The 434-nt window shown below is 50.9% G+C and carries 1 protein-coding gene; it reads left to right on the top strand.

The window, feature by feature from the left end:
• Positions 1–434, top strand: a 434-nt coding sequence (locus JS756_RS36210; RefSeq protein ID WP_205387505.1) for an NmrA family NAD(P)-binding protein, incomplete at both ends; no start/stop codon positions are given.

Genomic DNA, 434 nt, shown 5'->3' with positions numbered 1-434 from the left:
CTTCGTATACAGCTCCGTCGACCGCGGCGGCGACACCTCATACGACAATCCCACAGACGTCCCGCACTTCATCAGCAAGCACAACGTCGAGCACCACCTGGTGGAAGAGTCCAAAGGCACGAAGATGGACTGGACTATTCTGCGCCCCGTCGCATACTTCGACAACTTTGTCCCTGGTTTCATGGGCAAAGTCTTTGCCACTTCATGGGACATGTACCTCAAGGGAAAGCCACTTCAGTTAGTCGCTACCAGTGATATTGGATATTTTGCTGCGGAGGCTTTCTTGAACCCTGGGCGACATAAGGAGAACCCTATTTCAATAGCAGGGGATGAGTTGACTTACTCCCAGATGGAAGAGATCTTTCGGAAGAAGACTGGAAACCCCGTGCCTACGACCTATCAGGCTTTTGTTTCCGTTCTGATGTCTTATATGA

Origin of the sequence: Streptomyces actuosus (genome assembly GCF_016921115.1) — a bacterium.
GTDB lineage: Bacteria > Actinomycetota > Actinomycetes > Streptomycetales > Streptomycetaceae > Streptomyces > Streptomyces actuosus_A.
The sequence above is the reverse complement of the archived record's forward strand: the minus strand, read 5'-3'. Positions and strand labels throughout refer to the sequence as shown.